At 63.7% G+C, this 17224-nt stretch carries 11 protein-coding genes; 8 read left to right on the top strand and 3 right to left on the bottom strand.

From position 1 onward, the window contains the following. Positions 1 to 88 precede the first annotated feature (88 nt). From BR41_RS11445 to BR41_RS11430, 4 genes are all read left to right on the top strand, one after another. Positions 89 to 841, top strand: a complete 753-nt coding sequence (locus BR41_RS11445; RefSeq protein ID WP_035056413.1) for a DotU/TssL family secretion system protein — start codon at positions 89 to 91, stop codon at positions 839 to 841. After that, a complete protein-coding gene (locus tag BR41_RS11440; protein ID WP_035056411.1) occupies positions 838 to 4755 on the top strand; it encodes a type VI secretion system protein in 3918 nt (1305 codons plus the stop codon). Before BR41_RS11445 ends, BR41_RS11440 begins: the two co-directional genes overlap by 4 nt. Then, entirely contained in the window at positions 4752 to 5846 is a 1095-nt protein-coding gene (tssA, locus tag BR41_RS11435) for a type VI secretion system protein TssA (protein ID WP_035056408.1), read from the top strand. Before BR41_RS11440 ends, tssA begins: the two co-directional genes overlap by 4 nt. 151 nt (positions 5847 to 5997) lie before the next feature. After that, on the top strand, positions 5998 to 6579 hold the full coding sequence (locus BR41_RS11430) for an O-methyltransferase (protein ID WP_035056406.1): 582 nt from the start codon (positions 5998 to 6000) through the stop codon (positions 6577 to 6579). Between the two features lie 26 nt (positions 6580 to 6605). Here the strand turns inward: BR41_RS11430 and BR41_RS11425 are convergent, their stop codons facing one another. Then, positions 6606 to 8636, bottom strand: a complete 2031-nt coding sequence (locus BR41_RS11425; RefSeq protein ID WP_035056404.1) for an autotransporter outer membrane beta-barrel domain-containing protein — start codon at positions 8634 to 8636, stop codon at positions 6606 to 6608. Between the two features lie 236 nt (positions 8637 to 8872). Here BR41_RS11425 and hflK point away from each other — a divergent pair, with 236 nt between their 5' ends. From hflK to BR41_RS22930, 4 genes are all read left to right on the top strand, one after another. After that, positions 8873 to 9925, top strand: coding sequence for an FtsH protease activity modulator HflK (gene hflK / locus BR41_RS11420; protein ID WP_035056402.1), 1053 nt, complete (start codon positions 8873 to 8875; stop codon positions 9923 to 9925). Positions 9926 to 9939: 14 nt separating this feature from the next. Continuing rightward, positions 9940 to 10821, top strand: coding sequence for a protease modulator HflC (hflC, locus tag BR41_RS11415; protein WP_035056641.1), 882 nt, complete (start codon positions 9940 to 9942; stop codon positions 10819 to 10821). 192 nt (positions 10822 to 11013) lie between these two features. Then, the gene (locus BR41_RS11410) at positions 11014 to 12249 is read left to right on the top strand and encodes an NRAMP family divalent metal transporter (protein ID WP_035056399.1); all 1236 of its coding nucleotides are present in this window, start codon (positions 11014 to 11016) and stop codon (positions 12247 to 12249) included. Positions 12250 to 12267: 18 nt separating this feature from the next. After that, positions 12268 to 13476, top strand: a complete 1209-nt coding sequence (locus BR41_RS22930) for a TerC family protein (protein ID WP_051710749.1) — start codon at positions 12268 to 12270, stop codon at positions 13474 to 13476. Between the two features lie 755 nt (positions 13477 to 14231). Here the strand turns inward: BR41_RS22930 and xylB are convergent. Next, the gene (gene xylB, locus BR41_RS11400) at positions 14232 to 15692 is read right to left on the bottom strand and encodes a xylulokinase (protein WP_035056396.1); all 1461 of its coding nucleotides are present in this window, start codon (positions 15690 to 15692) and stop codon (positions 14232 to 14234) included. Between the two features lie 120 nt (positions 15693 to 15812). Then, positions 15813 to 17213 (bottom strand): D-arabinitol 4-dehydrogenase, encoded by a 1401-nt coding sequence (gene dalD / locus BR41_RS11395; protein WP_035056393.1) that lies wholly within the window; start codon positions 17211 to 17213, stop codon positions 15813 to 15815. Positions 17214 to 17224: the final 11 nt, after the last annotated feature.

Genomic DNA, 17224 nt, shown 5'->3' with positions numbered 1-17224 from the left:
AGGACAGTGTTAACTGTTGCCGAAGAGACGCTGAACAGGCACTTAGTGTCTATCCAATATCCTTACCTGCGGTACAGGAGTGCTGCCTGTGACCGATCGCGACCAGTCGCTGAAATCTGGCGCGCCGCTCAGCACCGCCTTCAACGAGGCGTACGTGGAATGGCTGGCGCTGTTCCAGGGTTTGCTCACCAGTACCGATACCGACACGCGGGCGGCAGAGCGGGCGGCGGAAGAAGCCGGCGCATTGGCGCGGCGCTTGAGCCGGGTGGCGTTGACGCGGGTCGGCTCGGCCGGGGTGACGCAGGTCGATGCCTTGCAATATGCCTTTGTGGCGCTGATCGACGAAAGCCTGCTGTTTGCCGATTGGCCGGGGCAGGCGATCTGGCACGACGTCCCACTCGAATTCCGTCTTTACGGCACCCGCACGGCGGGCGAGCGCTTGCCGATGCAGATCGACAAATTGCTGCGCGAGCGCGACCCGACCACGCGTGATCTTGCCAATGTTTACCTGCAAGTGCTGCTGCTGGGCTTTCTCGGCCGGCTGCGGGGCGACGGTGGTTATGCGCAGCATGAGGAATGGCGGCGGGCCTTGTTCTCGTTCACCTATCAGCGTGATGCCGATTACAAGCGCGTTGGCGCGGCGCTGGAGCGCCCCTGCGCGGTCGAGCCCATCCGCCAGCCCGCACGGCGCATGCTGCCGGATGGTTTCCGCCTGATGCTCATCGTGCTAGTGATCACGCTGGTGATGGTCGGCATCGGCCATCTGTTCTGGCGTGATATCGCGCACCAGATCGAGCCGGCCTTGTATCAGGTCGGCGATACGGGCGGGGCGGCGAAATGAACGCGCTCGGCTCGATGAATGCCTTGGGGGTGATCGGCTTCGTGCTGCTGCTCATCCTGTTCCTGATCGTGTTGCTGATCGCGCTGTGGTGGTTCCGCCGCCAGACCGATCGCTCGCACCGCACCTTCCGCGGCACCGTGCACCAGCTGGAACGCGATATCGGCGTGGGCGACCGCTATCAGACGCCGTGGGTGCTGTTGCTGGGCGACAAGGCGCAAAACGCCGAGCTGCTGTGCCAGGCCTGGCGTTTGAACAGCGAAGGCAAGGCGGGCTGGTTCGGCCGCTGGTGGTATGGCAGCGATGGCGCGGTGCTGGCGATTCCGGACGATATGTTCGCTCATGCCGACGGGGCGCTGGCGCCGGTGTCGGCATGGCGGCGCTTGCTGGGCGCCTTGCTGCGCATTCGCGCCAATCGGCCGCTTGATGCGATCGTGTGGACGGTCTCGGCCAAGAATCTATGGTCGAGCGATGCATCTGTCGCGGCCGGCCTCTCCGCCTACAAGAAGTTCGCCGATCTGCAGCAACGGCTGGGCTTGAGCCTGCCGGTCTATCTGGTGGTGACCGAAACCGAGCAGGTGCCCGGCTTCCTCGAACTTAGCCAAGCGTTGCCGGACGATGCGCAGGACATGATGTTGGGCTGGTCGTCGCCCTTTGCGTCCGGCGTGGCCTACCGCTCGGATTGGGTGGACCTGGCGCTCGATCAGGTGACCCACACGCTGGTCGAAGCCGGCGCGGAAGTCGGCACGCTGGCGGGGGGCATGAGCGAGGCGCTCTACTTGTTGCCGCGCCAGTTTGACGCGATTCGCGGCAATCTGCAGGCGCTGTGCGATCCGGTCTTCCGTGGCAATGCCTTGGGTGAAGCCCCGGCGCTGCGCGGCATCTATTTTGTCGGCTCGCGCGCGGCGGATACCGGGCCGGTCGACGACTTCGCCCCGCAAGACGGCAAGGTGGCAGCGGCATTGCCGGTGTTCTCCGGCCGCTTGCTGCGGCAGCGCATTCTGGCCGAGCAAGGCTTGGCGCAGCCGATTCCGCGCATCCTCACCATGCGGCGGCGCTGGCATCGCATCACCATTGCCGTGGCGGCCGTACTGGCGGTGGTCTGGCTGGCGGGCATGACCTGGGTCTGGCATGTGGAGCGTAACGATGCGACCACGCTGGCGACGCTGCTGAAAACCATGAAGGACGAACGCGGCGAACATCGGGCGGCCATGACCAGCGATGACGGCGCGCGGCAAGGGGTCAGCACGCTGTGGCGCACCTTGAGCGATGCGCCATCCTGGGGCTTTTCCTCGGTGCTGTTTCCGACCTCCTTGTTTACCAGCACCGATGCCCGCATCGACGATGCGCTGAGCAACGCGCTGCGTCATTCGCTGTTCATGCCGCTGCGTGCCGGCCTGTTGCGCTCGGCGCAATCGGTGCGTGCGATTGGCGCGGACAGCACCCGCGAAGAGGGCGACGATACCGACGCGCCGGAGAAATGGCCGCGCTATGTCACCGCCAAACAGCTGGCTGATGCGGCCTCGACGCTGGAGCACCGTGCCAACCAGTTCAACCACGCGCTCCGTGATTCCACCGTGGCGCTGGATGAAGCGACCGACCTCGCCAATGGCTTGTTCGGCCTGGATCTGCATGCCGGCAAGCTGGCGCAGCGTGCGCATTTCCGTCGCATTCTGGCGGATGCGGACGAGCCAATGAGCCAGCCCATCGACCTGGGCCCGGTACGGCCGGCGATTGCCGAGCACTTTTCCTTGCTGATGCAACGTTGGCTCAACCGCTTATACGCGGACGAGACCTTTAGCCACACCGCCCAGCAGGCCGAGCAGGAATTGCAATTGCTCGATGCCGGCCAAGGCAATAGCGTGCCGGAGCTGGAAGCGTTCAACGGCCGGATTGATCTGTTGCGCCGACTGGTCGCCGCCACCAATAGCGCGTGGGGGCATACCTCCGGCCAGGATCTGGTGCCCGGCTATACCGCCTTGCTCGAGACGGCGCGGCGTTGCTCCCTGATTGGCGGCGACGTGGTGGATCGGGTGCTGGTGCACGCCGGCCAGGTGCGGGTGGAGTTCCATAATCGCTGGCTCAATGGCGAGAGTTCGTTCTCGGCGCTGCTCAAGCAGGGGCAGGGCGGCGTCATCGAGTTGCAGGATGAGGTGGTCAAGCTGGGGGCCGCGATTCATTCGCTGCTCGATCAAAGCTTCGTGGTCAATAGTCCTGCCGGCGAGATCAATGCCCGGCAGTCGGATTCCACCTTGAAGGGCATGGATACGGAAAGCGTGGTCGCGGCCCAGCATCTGTTTGAGGACTACCAGAAGTATTCGATCAAAGACGTGCTGCTGGTGCCGGAGCAATATCGCGCGGCGCTGGAATCCGCCGCGCAGGCCAACACCGCGAAATCGATGTGGGGCAAGCTCACCGAGCATGCCGCCTCGGAAGATAAAGAGGGCTTGGACGCGAACGACGAGGCGCTGCATTTCGAGGCGCTGAGCCGGGCGGTGACGGCTGTGCTGACGGCGTTCGACGAGCTGAAGCGGCGCGATCTGGTCGATGCGACCACCCGTGAAATGAACGAGCGGGCACTGGCTTCGCTGCACCACGCGGAGGACGCGATCCAGTCGCTGGCGCTCTACCAGCCGCTGCATGGCAACTTCATTTGGTGGGATGGCAGCAAGAACGCCGGCATGCGCGCTTACCGCGCCACCAATCCCAAGGAATTGCAGCAATACCTTGGCGCACAGCTCGAACTGGTGGCGAATCTCGCGGTGTCTGAACTGCCGGCGGTCACTTGGCTGGCTGGCCATCGCATCACGCTGTCGGTCAAGGATCAGTTGCTGGTTCACCGCTGGCAGAACATGAACGGCGAGCTGAAGCGCTACAAGGAGAAGAACCCCGGCGCCAGTCCGGCCGTGCTGGAGAAATTGATCAGCCATGATCTCAACGACATGGACCTGAACAACTGCAAGACGCTGCTCGAACAAGTGGATGTGCCGGTCAGCGGGCTGGGCAACGGGGAGTTCTTCGCCGAGCGGATTCAAACGATCACCGGCATGGCTAGCTCGCGCTGCAACGCCTTGCGCACCCAGGCCAGCGCCAATGCCTACATGAAGCTCACGGGCTACTTCAACCAGTATCTGGCCGGGCGCTTTCCGTTCGCCGACAACGTCAAAGCGCCGGATGCCGCGCCGGAACGCGTCGCCGAATTCACCAAGCTGCTCGATGAAACCCTGCCGATGGTGCAGATGGGGCTGGGTGATCTGCAGACGGCTCAGGCCGATGCTGCCCGCCAGTTCCTCGATGAGCTGCAGCAGGGCCGTACCTGGCTCGCACCCTTGTTCATGCGCGATGCCGGTGGCCCGTGGCAAGGCGTAGACGTGGATGTGCGCTGGCGCACCGACCGCGACCACGAGCAGGGCGCGGATCAGGTGATCGAATGGAGCATGAACGTGGCTGGCCAGAAGGCGCGTTACCCCGGCGGCGACAAGAACCGGGTGCACTGGAGTATCGGCCAGCCGGTCTCATTGGTGCTGCGCTGGGCCAAGGACGCGCCACAAATCCCGACCGATGACGCGTTCCAGCCTGCGCTGGGCGTGTTCGAGAAGCAGGCGGGTTGGGGCTATGACGGCCATTGGGCACTGCTGCGGCTACTGCGTGATCACCTCTCGCCGTACCGGGTGCCGACCGGCGGCGACTACAGCGATGTGGCGTTGATGTTCAACCTGCCGGTGCGCACCCCGGCCGTGCATACCGACGCCCGCGCCCAGATGTTCCTGCGCGTGGCCTTGATTGCCCCTGGCGGCAAGGCCAGCCTGGCGCTGTCGCCACTGCCGATGGCCGCGCCGCCATCGCCGTTCCGCAACATCACCATGCCGGATTCGAAAGACCCGAAGTTTGTTGCTGCATCCGAGGAAACCCTGTGAGCCGTACCGACGTCGTCATCCCGATCGACCCCTTGCTGCTGCCGATCAGCGATGACGCCCCCAGCGGCGTGCCGATGCGTTACGAGCCGGAGTACGACCAGATCCGCGAAGCCCGCCGCGAGGACGACGCCAGCCTGCCCTCGGGCATCTGGCAGTCCACCTTGAAGCGCGGCGACTGGGCCACGGTTGAGCAGCTCGCCACCGATGTGATCCGCAAACGCAGCAAGGATCTGATGATCGCCGTCTGGCTTGGCGAAGCATGGCAGCAGCGCCACGGTCTGGCCGGGCTCGAAGCCGCACTGGCCTTGCTGACCGAATTGAGCGAACGCTTCTGGGACACCGTGCACCCGCAAATCCGCGACGGTGATCTGAGTTTTCGGGCCGGCCCGCTGGAATGGGCCGCCCGCGCCTATGCCGAAACCCTCGTCATTGGCGTGCCGCTGATCGGTGACGACGCAGCCGGCGACGTCGGCCGGATCACCCTGGCCGACTGGCAGGCGCTGACGCGCAAGCAACTGCTGACCGGCACCAGCAAAACCGCCAAAGCCGAACAGGAAGAAGCCAAGCAAACCGCCAAGCAATACGCCGATGCCATCCGCACCCTGGCCGGCAACGGCCTGCGCCGGAACGCCGAACGGCTCGCTGCCAGCAGGGCGTGGCTCGCCAAGCTTGACGATCGCTACACCGAACACATGGGCAACGAAGCGCCATCCTTCGCCGCGCTGCGTGAAACGATCGACCAGATGATGCAAGTCGTGCAGGAGTTCATCGCGATGCAACCTGCCCCCGAACCGCCGCCGCCGCCCGTTGTCGCCGCAGCCGAACCCACCCCCGCAGCCAGCCAGCCGGACCCCGCCCCCGCCATGACCGCCACCCAGCTCAACAACCCCGTCAGCCGCGACGACGCCTATCGCCAACTGCTGCTGATCGCCGACTACCTCTCCAAAACCGAACCCCACAGCCCCGTGCCGTACCTGATCTACCGCGCGGTGGAATGGGGCCAGAAACCGCTGCGTGATCTGCTGGCGGAATTGATCTCGAGCGATGCCGAGGCGAGACGGTTGTGGTCGTTGTTGGGGGTGTTGCCTTGATTGGCGGAAAGCGCCGAAAACGTTGTAGGAGCGAGCTTGCTCGCGATGACGACGCCTCGGCTCATTGATGCAATCGCGAGCAAGCTCGCTCCTACAAAATACATATCCCATTGCCCTGCCTTGCAAACGGCGGTCGCTAAAAGGATTCCCTGTGAAACTGGACAGGTTACTCACCGAACTCGAAACCTTCGGCGCCGAAAACGATTCCGCCAACACCGAGCGCCCCAAGCGCATGCTCAATATCACCCGCGATACCGGCCAATTGCTGGATGTATTGGTCAAAGCCAATGCGGCGCGGCGAGTGTTGGAGATTGGCACCTCCAACGGCTATTCAACGCTGTGGCTGGCCCGTGCGGCGAAATCCTTGGGCGGCAAGGTGGTGACCATCGAGTTGTCCGATTACAAGATCGCGCTCGCCAAAGCCAATTTCGACCGGTCTGGTTTGAGCGACGCCATCGAGCAATTGCAGGCCGATGCCGGCAAGGTGCTGGCGGATACGCCGGATGCCGCGTTCGATTTCATCTTTCTGGATTCCGAGCGTTCGGAATACGTGGGCTGGTGGCCGGATATCAAACGCGTGTTGCGGCCGGGCGGCTTGCTGGTGGTGGATAACGCGACGTTGCATCAAAGCGAGATGGCGCCGTTCGTGGGGCTGGTGGATGGCGATGCGGCGTTCAGTTCGTCGCGGGTGCCGGTGGGCAATGGCGAATATCTGGCGGTGAAGGCGCGGTGAGCCGCTTCTGGCCCACCGCCTGCTAACTACTGCACCGTCACGTAATAGCCAGTGCTATCGCGGCTGGCGACTACCGTCACGCCGTTGCCGTTGATGCTGGCGAAGTCGCCGCTCAAGCCGCCGCTGGCGCTGATGAGCTGGAATTTCTGCCCGGCCGCGAAGCTGCCGGTGAAATGGAGCTGCAACGTGCCTTGCAGGGTGGCCAGCCCGGTGACTTTGAGCACGTCGTAATCCACGCCTTGGTTGACGCCGCCGATGTTGAGCACGAGCGTGCCGCTGCTGGTCTGGCTGAAGGTGCCGCCCACCGTGATGACGTGCTGGCCGCTGGCGGTGGCGAGGGTGGCGGCGTTCTTCACGCTGCCGCTGCCTAGTGCGGCGTTGCTGGCGATGTTCAAGGTGCCGCTGCCAATGGAGGTGCCGCCGCTGTAGCTGTTGCTGCCGGCCAGTGTTGTCGTCACGCTGCCCGCCTGGGTGAGTGAGCCGCTGCCGCTGATGTTCGAGAGCGTGATGTTGGTCGCGGTGTTCTGGATGATCAGCTGGCCGTTGTCCACGATGGCGTCGGTGCTGAGACCTCCGGTCGATTCGGCCGTGAGCAGGCTACTGTCACCGCTATAGGTGGCGGTCAGCACGGTGCTCTTGTTGCCGCTGGAATCAAAGGTGACGGTGTTGAGCGGCACGGATTTGCCGCTGCCCAGCCGCAGGATCGCGCCTGCGCCAATCGTGGTGGTGCCGTTGTAGTTTTGCGGCTGCGCGAAGGTGACGTCGTTGCCGGCTTGCGCCACGATGTTGACGTTGCCGGTGCCGGGGAGACCGCTCTTGTCCGGCCCGCCACCGCCGCCGGTAATGCCGATGTTGAGCGTGACCGGTCCGTTGTAATCGATCGCCAGCGTGCTGTTGTTGTGCAGGTTGATGTAGGCGTTCTTTGACCCCAGCGCGGGGTTTACTTCAGCCGGCGAGGGTGCGCTGGGCAGGAAGAAGGCGCTGGTTGTGCCATCGCCCCACTGGGCGGTGCCGGATTCGATGTTGATGCCCCGATAGCTGGAATCGTGGCCGTTGGCCTGGTTCGGGCTGCCGCCTTTGTTGACCACGACGGACATGTTCAGGCTCGGGTCGCTCAGGCCGGGATTCACCAGATTCGGGCTGCCGTGCGGGCTGTTGTCGGTGTAGCTGTAGACGCCCTGCATGATCACCGTGCCGGTGCCGCCGTAATTGATGTCGTCGCCGTAATGGGCTTCGTAGATGTTCGGTTTGATGAGGGTGGTGTGGTCGGGGGCCGCGCTGACGATCCACGAGCCTTCGTTGAGCACGGCTTTGGCGTTCGGCAGCGAGGCGGCAATATGCGAGATGCCGAAGTTGCCTTGGGTATTGATCACGAGCACGCCGGTGAAGGGATTGTCGCGCTCCATGAACGGCAAACCCCACGCGCCGGAGCGTTGCACGACATTGCCGCTGCCGCTGATCTGCCCCAGCCGCATGTTGTAGCCGGTGTTCAGGGCCAGGGTGCCGTTGTTGAGGATGTTGTCCAGGTTGACCTGGCCGTTGATCACGTTCGCGGCGTTCTTGCTGTTGGAATAGGCGAAGAACAGCGGCGAGTTGTCCGCACTGGTGTTGGTGCCAAGCTGAAGCGTTGCGCCGGGGTTGATGGTGATGACGGGCGGGTCTTCGCCGACCATTTCCACTACGAAGTGCGGCTGGTGCGACAGGCTGGAGGTCGCCACCTGCTGGGCATCGGGCAGGGTGACGTTGCTGCTCTGCGTGACGATCAGCGTGCCGGGGCTGGCCGTGCCGCCGGCCGGGTTGATCAGCAGCGTGCCTTGGCCGGTGATCACCCCGGTATAGGTGGTGGCACCTGCCGGCAGGTTGATGATCGAATCGCCGTTGAGCGTGATGTTCTGGTTGGCGAGGACGGCTGCCGTGATATCGGTGCGCGCGGTCGAGGCTGCGGTCGCCGTCGCGGCTCCGCTACTACTTCCGCCGCCACCGCCGCAGCCATGCAAGGCAAACGCAAGCGCCAGCATGGCCGCGAGCTTCCGGTTGGGGCGAAGGGGGTGGGGCATCGCGCAGCGCTCTATCTTATATGTAGGGGATTGCGCGGCAGCCTAGCAGCATATTAGTAAATGGACATATACACAGAACCGCTACGTTTTATGTGCATTTCGAGCGGTTGGACGCTGCATTCGCGCGGCGGCGGATTCAGACGATTCCTAGCCATGCTACATTTCGCGTCTTGTTCGGCCCCGCATTCCCAGCTCTCTGGCCATGCCGCGCCGCTTTCCCCTGCTGAGTGCCTGCGATGACGAATTCTTCCCCCGATGACGCCCCCAGCGCCGCTATGCCATCCGATCGCGGCGGGTTCGTGTCGTCCGCGCGAGACAAGCTGCTTGAAACCCTGCAATTGCTGGGCCTGAGCGGCCGCGGATTGCCATTGCTGGCGGGTTTGATCGCCATCGCCTGGGTGGCAGCGGGCATCTACAAGGTGCAGCCGGATGAACAAGGCGTGGTGGTCCGCTTTGGCAAATGGGTGGACACCACCGAGCCGGGGCTGCATTACCACCTGCCGTATCCGGTCGAGACGGTGCTGTTGCCCAAGGTCACGCAAGTCAATGAATTGCATCTGGGCAAGCCGCGTGTGGCCGATGCGGATGGCAGCAACGCTGATCTGCACGATAAGCAAATGCTGACCGGTGACGAGAACATCGTCGAGGCGGATTGCGTGGTGTTCTGGCGCATCAAGGATGCCGGCCGCTATCTATTCCAGGTCGAGAACCCGGAAAAAGTCGTCAAGGTCGCGGCCGAGAGCGCTTTGCGCGAGATCATCAGCCGCACGCCGATCCAGTCCGCCATGTCGGATAAACGCCAGCAGATTGCCGATCAATCCCGCGAGCTGCTGCAGCGGCTGCTGGATGCCGAACAAGCCGGCATCTTCGTCACGCAAGTGCAGTTGCAACGCGTCGACCCGCCAGCGGCCGTGATCGATGCCTTCAACGACGTGCAGCGTGCACGGGCCGATCAGGAACGGGCGCGCAACGAGGCGGAGGCTTATCGCAATGACGTATTGCCCCGTGCGCGTGGTGAAGCCGACCGCATCAATCAGGAAGCGCAGGCGTACAAATCGCAGGTGGTCAATCTGGCCGAGGGCGAGGCGAAGAGCTTTCTGGCGGTGTACCAGAGTTATGCCAAGGCCAAGGATGTGACGGCATGGCGCTTATATCTGGAAAGCATGGATGAGATGCTGAAGAAGGCGACCAAGGTGGTGATCGATTCGTCCGGCAAGGGGGTATCCAGCGTGGTGCCCTATATGCAGCTGAACGAGAAAGACAAATCTGCAGCCAAGGCGGCCAAATGATGAGTCAATTCCCGATGAGCCAACGCACCCGAATCATGCTTGCCGCAGCTGTGTTGCTGGTGCTGTGGTTGCTGTCCGCCACGCTGTACACCGTGACCGAAACGCAGCAAGCCTTGCTGGTGCGTCTTGGCGCGCCGGTCGCTGCGTCCACCGAGCCGGGCCTGCACGCCAAAGTGCCGTTCGTGGATACGGTGATTTTCTACGACAAGCGCTTGCTGCTGCTGGTGCCGGATGCGGAACAGGTCATCCTGGGCGACCAGAAGCGGCTGGAAGTGCAGCCCTATACCAGTTACCGCATCGCCAATCCGCTGCTGTTCTATCAAGCGCTGCGCACCACCGAGCAGGCGAGCACGCAATTGACGCAGCTGGTCAGCTCATCGCTACGCCGCGAGCTGGGCCAGATCAACCTGAGCGCCTTGCTCTCCAAAGACCGTGCGCGGATTACCGAGCTGGTGCAGAAGGCCGTGGCGGAAAAGGCCCGCTCGCTGGGCATCGAGGTGGTGGAAGTGCGCTTCCATCGCGCCGATCTGCCGCTGGAAACCAGCCAATCCATCTACGACCGCATGAAGTCGGAACGCCAGCGCGAGGCCAAGGAGCTGCGTGCGCAAGGGTTCGAGTGGGCGCAGCAGATCCAGTCCAAGGCCGATGCCGAGCGCACGGTGATTCTGTCCGAGGCGCAGCGACAGGCAAAAATCACCCACGGCGAGGCCGATGCCGAGGCGAACCGCATCCTGGCCGAGTCCTTCAGCAAAGACCCGCAGTTCTACAAGTTGTATCGATCGCTGCAGACCTACAAAGGCGCGCTGGCCGACTCCGCCCCGACACTGGTGCTCTCGCCCGATGCCGAATTCCTGCACAGCCTGAAAACCGGGCCGGGTAGCAGTGGGAAGCGTTGAGCGGATGGACCGTTTAGAGGCTGTTCAAGCGCGATTGCAGGTAGCTTTTCTCCCCTCTCACATTGATGGGAGAGGGGCCGGGGAAGAGGGTTTTGGCAACAACATTGTCCTAATTAAACACCCTCTCCCTAACCCTCTCCCACACGTGGGAGAGGGGACAAAAGCGAACAGCTCCTTGGCGGATTGCCTGCGATGAATCCCGGTGTTCGCAACGGCGCGCGCTGGCGACGGATTCTCGGCGCGCTCGGTCCCGGTCTGGTGGTCATGCTGGCCGATACCGAGGCCGGCAGCGTCATCGCAGCGGCGCAAGGCGGTGCGCAGTGGGGCTACCGGCTGCTGGTGTTCCAGCTGATGCTGATCCCCTTGCTGTTTATCGCCCAAGAGCTGTCGGTGCGATTGGGGCTGGGCACCGGGCTGGGTTATATCGAGCTAATCCTGCAGCGTTATGGCAAGCGCTTTGCCGGGGTGATCATGGCCGCGCTGGTGTTGAGCTGCTTTGGTGCTTTGGTGACGGAAATGAGCGGCCTGGCGGGCGTCGGCCAATTGTTCGGCGTGCCGCTGTGGCAGAGCATGACGCTGCTGGTGGTGGCGATTTTCCTGATGGTGATCACGGGGTCGTATCACTCGATCGAGCGCCTGGCGATCGGGCTCGGCCTGTTCGAGATCGCCTTCTTTGTCGTGGCGTGGAAAGCTGCACCCGACCACCACCTGATCCTCGACCACCTGACGCAACAACCGCTGCGTGACCGCGGTTACCTCTATTTGCTGGCGGCCAATCTCGGCACCTGCGTCATGCCGTGGACGGTCGCCTATCAGCAGTCCGCCATCATCGACAAAGGGTTGACGCTCAAGGAGCTGAAAATCGCTCGCCTCGATACCGCGTTGGGCGCGGTGTTTTGCCAGCTGGTCACTTGCGCCGTCGTCATTGCCGGCGCGACGTTGTACAGCACTGGCGGCGCGGGCGGGCTGAATAGCGTGCCGGACATCGCCTCCGCGTTTACGCATGCCTTTGGCGATACCGTCGGCCGCGTGGTGTTTGCTTTGGGTCTGAGCGGCGGGGCATTGGTCGCGATCATCGTTGTATGCCTGACCGCCGCCTGGACCATTGGTGAGGCGACCGGCATGCGGCACGCACTGGAAAAACATCCCAAGGATGCGCCGTGGTTCTATGGCACGTTCGTGTTGATGCTGGTGGCTGGCGGCGTGTTGGTGGCGTCCGGCATCAATCTGGTCCGGCTTTCCATCGCCATTGCCGTGGTCAACGCCATCTTGTTGCCGCTGACCTTGGGTTGTCTGTTCTGTCTGGCCCGCAGCGCCTTGCCGGCCGAGCACCGTTTGCGTGGCCGCTATGCGGCGTGGGTGGCCGCGTTGTTTATCGCGGTCGGTGCGTTGGGCCTGGTGTCGGGCATTGTCGGGGGATTGGGCTAGTCATGCGGGGAGCAAGCCATGGGCTTTGATAGCCTTTTCAACGCGGCGGGGATTTCGCTGCAGGCGTTGTTGATCGACCTTTTGCTCAGTGGCGACAACGCCGTGATGATCGCGCTGGCCTGTCGCGGCTTGCCGCCGCAGCAACGTCGGCAAGCCATGTTGCTGGGGGTCGGCGCGGCGATTGTGCTGCGCGTGGTGCTGGCGGGGGTGGTCAACGTCTTCCTCAACCTGCCGATGCTCAAGCTGATCGGTGCATTGGTGCTGCTATGGATCGCCATCCGCCTGATGGTCGATCAGGAAGAGCCGGATGTGGATGAGGTGGACGTCTCCAGCAATCTCTGGGCTGCTGCCATCACCATCATCGTGGCGGATCTGGCGATGAGTCTGGACAACGTCGTCGCCCTTGCGGCGCTGGCGCAAGGCAATCTGTTGTTCATGGCCTTCGGCGTCTTCCTGAGCGTGCCCTTGCTGATGTTCGGCAGCACGCTGGCGGTGGGCCTGATGGCGCGCTATCCGCAGCTGATCGTCGCGGGCGGCGCGTTGCTGGGTTGGATCGCCGGCAGCATCGCGGTGGCCGATCCGCTGGTGGCGGACTGGATCAACACCCAGTCGCCCGCGTTGACGGTGGTCATTCCGCTCATGGCAGCCTTGTTCGTGCCGCTGCAAAGCCGCAATGTGCTCAAGGCGCGTGCCTTGGCCCCGCCCAAGTCCAAACGGATACGCCCGGCCAAACCGGCCCGTGTCGATCTACCGGTATCCGATGCCGTGGCACCGGTCATGCCCGTTACCGAATCCATCACCGCGACTCCGCCTGTGAGCGTCATTGCCAAGCGGAATACGGGCAAATGGGTCGCTGCCGGATTGGTGGCGATGGCGATCATTTGCATCGGCTTGCTGGTGCTCACACCCGGCCACCGCGATGCCAAGACCAGCGGCGGCAGCCTGTTCTATCCTGCGCCGTCACAAAACACCTACCGCTGTGCGGAGATCGACGCCACCTTGCTGTATCGCCACGGCGGGATGAATGTGAGCCTGCACATCCGCAATGCGGAGGTGAATGGCTATCTTGATCAGGGCAAACTGACTTGGTCGATGCCGGCCAGGACGGCCGCTGCGCTGGGGATCAAGCTGCCGAGCCGGATCAGCGGTGACAGTGCCCGGACGGTGGTGTTGGGGTATGAGGGTGGGGTGGTGGTGCAGTGTGTGTTGAGTGGTTCGCTGCGTTGATTGACGCGTGGCGAGCTGAGGTTTAGCGCCTGCGGCGCGGGCAAAAGTTTTACATGCCGGTTCCGCCCGGCGGACGGGGTTTAAGCGCCAATGGCGCGAGTAAAGGTGTTTCAAGCGGGAGTTCGTCCCGCAGGCCGACTCACTTTTAGCGAAACTGCGCATGCGCAGTTTTCTTGTATCGCCAAGACAACCGGGCGCTGCCCGGTTGCGGCGAAGCCAAAAGTAAGCAAAAGAAGGCGACCCTGCAAAAACGTCTGTCGCAAGCGCCAGATGCCCTGCCAGCCAGCCCGTCACGGGCGGGCATCGAAAACTCGGGCCAAGGCCCTCAAACACTCGATCCCCGAAACCCCCGTGCCGGTCTGTCTGGCGGGGCGCTTTTGAAAGGGGGGCAGACCATCCTTACCCCGGCCCTCTCCTTGAAGAGGGTGACTTGGGCTGATGCAGTTGCGGTTCAAGTTACGCCGGGCCTTGGTTTTCTCCCCTCGCCCACTTGTGGGAGAGGGGCCGGGGGTGAGGGCACTACCACGGGCCGCATTCTTTTCACCACCCTAACCCTCTCCCTCTGTCCCTGAGCAAGGCAAAGCCTTGCACGGGATGTGAGAGGGGAGGTGCGGCGCAATGCCCTGCGGGGATTGCGCCCTACGAAACTACAGTGCGTCGCTATCCTACAAAAACTGCGACTGCTGTTCGTAACCACACTGTTGCTCGGCTGAGGGGCGCCTTGGGATTGTCAAGCAGTGACTGGCCCAAGCGGCCTACCGCAACGCCCCCGGCCCATCCCGATAGATCGCCCGATACTGCGCCAGCCGCCGCGCCAGAATCTCCGTCCGGGCATTGCTCGGCAAGTACTCCGCCCGCACGGGTGGCTTCTCGCAAATCGCAGCTTCAACGCCGCCGCTGGCCAGCCAACCCAACCGCGCCGCACCCAACGCCCCGCCAGCTTCGCCGCCGTGATGGGTGACGAGGCGGGTGTTCAGGATGTCCGCAATCAGTTGTGCCCAATACGGGCTGCGCGCGCCGCCACCCATGAGCGAGAGCGTATCGACTTCGGTGCCTGCGTCATGCAGCGCATCCAGCCCATCCATCAGCGCGAAGGCGACGCCTTCCAGCACCGCGTAGCCCAGCATGGCCCGGTCGGTAGCGTGGGTGAGGCCGTGGAAGATGCCTTGGGCGAACGGGTCGTTGTGGGGCGTGCGCTCGCCCGATAGGTAGGGCAGAAAGATCGGGGCATGGTCGAGCGCGGCGGTGGGTAGGGCGACGACTTCGGGCAGCAGCGTGGCTTCGTCGGTGCCGACCAGCTTGCACAGCCAGCGCAGGCAGCTGGCGGCGGAGAGGATGACGCTCATCTGGTGCCAGCGGCCGGGCAGGGCGTGGCAGAAGGCGTGCACGGCCGAGGCTGGGTTGGGGCGGTAGCGGTCGTTCACCACGAACAGCACGCCCGAGGTGCCGAGCGAAATGAAACCATCGCCGGGTTCGGTTGCGCCGATGCCGATGGCGCTGGCGGCGTTGTCGCCGCCGCCGCCAGCCACGATGACTTCATGCGTCCAGCCCCAGCGTTGTTTGAGCTCATTCCGCACGGTGCCGGAGATGGCATCGCCTTCGACCAAGCGCGGCATATGAGCGCGACTGAGGTTGGTCGCGGCGAGCAGCTCATCCGACCAATCGCGCTTGGCGACATCGAGCCACAGCGTGCCGGCGGCGTCGGATGGGTCGCTGGCTTTTTCGCCGGTCAGGCGCAGGCGCAGGTAGTCCTTGGGCAGCAGCACGGTGGCGGTTTGGGCGAACACGTTCGGTTCGTGCTTCGCCAGCCAGAGCAGCTTCGGGGCGGTGAAGCCGGGCATGGCGAGGTTGCCGGCGATGGCGTGCAGATCCGGTGCGCGTTCGGTGAGCTCGCGGCATTCGTCGGCGGCGCGCATGTCGTTCCACAGGATGGCCGGGCGTAGCACGCGGTCTTGCGCATCCAGCGTCACCGCACCGTGCATCTGACCGGACAGGCCGATGGCGCGCACTTCGGCGAACTGGGCCGGGTGGGAGGCGTGCAACTGATCGATGGCGTCGCACGTGGCCTGCCACCACGCGGCCGGGTCTTGTTCGGACCAACGCGGGTGCGGCCGACTGACGGTGAGTGCGACGCCGGCACTGGCGACGACGCGGTTGTCTTCGTTCAACAAGACCACTTTGACTTCGGAAGTGCCGAGGTCGATGCCCAGATACATGGATGTTTTCCTGTGTTGGCCGGGATGAAAACGATTGTAGGAGCGAGCTTGCTCGTGATTGCCATGATGGTTTGGTCAATGCAATCGCGAGCAAGCTCGCTCCTACAACGTTTGGATTTGCTATGCGCTTTGCATGCTGGCAAGCCATTGTTGTGTACGCGCTACTGCGCCCCGCAACAAGTCGGTAAACGCCGGATCGCCAGCCAGCTTGCCCCATAGCATCGGATCGGCGGCGTAGGCGGCGATCGGGTCGGCGCTGGTCAGCATGGCGCGGGTGGCGTCGGCGTCGAAAATGCCATCCTGATATTCATAGGGCAGCGTGCCGGCTTGCCAGCGTTGCAGAAAGACGAAGAACAGCGCGGGCAGCATGGCCGTGGCTTCCGGCGTAGCGCCGCGAGCGAAGCATTCCTGCAGCGTGGGGGCGATGAAGCCGGGCATCTTGGAGAACCCATCCGCCGCCACGCGCTGGTTGCTGTCGAGGATGTACGGGTTGCTGAAGCGGTCCATCACCGTATCGCGGTAGCGCACCAGATCGAGCGGGCTGGGGGTCAGGCAGGGGATGACGTCGCGGGTGACGTAATCGAGCATCATCTGCCGGATCGACGGCACGGCCATGTCGCCGTTGATGGTGGATAGGCCAATCAACGTGCCGGCCCAGGCCGCGCAGCTGTGGCTGGCGTTGAGGATGCGGATTTTGGCTTCCTCATACGGCAGCACGGACTCCACCATTTCCACGCCGACCTGTTCCAGCGCCGGGCGGCCGGCGATGAAGTTGTCTTCGATCACCCACTGAATGAAGCGCTCACCCATCAGCGCGCATGGGTCGTCGACGCCAGTGGCAGCCAGCGCGCGCTCACGGACTTCGGAGGTCGGGCGCGGGGTGATGCGGTCCACCATGCTGTTCGGGCTGCTGGTGTTGACCAGCACCCAGTCGCGCAACGCGGTCTCTTGGCGCAGGGCCAGAAACTCCAGCAGGCCATCGCGGAAGCGTTCGCCGTTGTGGCGCAGGTTGTCGCAATTGAGCAGCGTCACCGCGCCGTGACCTTGTGCTTGCCGAGCCCGCAGGATGGCGCTGAGTGTGCCATAGATGGTGCGGTGGTCCCCCTTTTTCGGATCAGACTCCAGATCGGCAGCGAGGTCGGCATTGGCGACGTCGAGCTTGTGATGCTGATCGAGGTAGTAACCGCCTTCGGTGACGGTGAAGGAGATGATGCGCGTCTGCGGATCAGCCCCGACCGCTGTCAGCGCGGCCAGCTCGGCATCCCACGGCACGATCTGGCGGACGGAGCGGATGGTTTCGTATTCGCGCGCGCCGGATGAATCGACGGTTTCCAATGTGTATGCGCCGTTTTGCTTGGCCAGCGCGTTGAGCAGCGGTGTCATGTCGTCGCGGATATTGCCGAGTGCGAGCGACCAGCTGGCATCGCCGGATTCGATGAGGCGATGCAGGTAAACCGCTTGGTGGGCGCGATGGAAAGAACCGGCGCCGATGTGCAGCCAGGTGGAGGGAGAGGTGGACATGGGGTGCTCCG

Source organism: Andreprevotia chitinilytica DSM 18519, assembly GCF_000711875.1.
Classification (GTDB): domain Bacteria; phylum Pseudomonadota; class Gammaproteobacteria; order Burkholderiales; family Chitinibacteraceae; genus Andreprevotia; species Andreprevotia chitinilytica.
This window is presented reverse-complemented; position numbering and strand designations above follow the sequence as displayed.